Genomic DNA, 249 nt, shown 5'->3' with positions numbered 1-249 from the left:
CATCAGCATGGCGCGCCATGAAGCCTGGCAGGTCGAGGCGCGGTTCGAAGGTCGCCTTGTGCTGGCGCACGAGATCGAGGCTGTTCGCGAAGTGCACGAAGGTCGGATGTTCCTTCATGTGCATCGCGTTGACGACGAACATGTGCTGCACCGCGTCCGGCCGCGCGCGGTAGAACGCGTCGCACGCCAGCATCGGGTAGTGGCAGGACTTCGCGACCGAGATGTTCGGTTCGAGCATCGCGAGGCGCC

The 249-nt window shown here is 64.7% G+C and carries 1 protein-coding gene; it reads right to left on the bottom strand.

Translation table 11 applies throughout. The annotated features are described in order from the left end of the window. On the bottom strand, window positions 1-249 hold a 249-nt coding region (locus tag AAEY62_RS23810), incomplete at both ends, for a DUF2827 family protein (RefSeq protein WP_350636934.1).

Source organism: Pseudoalteromonas sp. GW168-MNA-CIBAN-0100 (assembly GCF_040309225.1).
GTDB classification, from domain to species: domain Bacteria; phylum Pseudomonadota; class Gammaproteobacteria; order Enterobacterales; family Alteromonadaceae; genus Pseudoalteromonas; species Pseudoalteromonas arctica.
The sequence above is the reverse complement of the archived record's forward strand: the minus strand, read 5'-3'. Positions and strand labels throughout refer to the sequence as shown.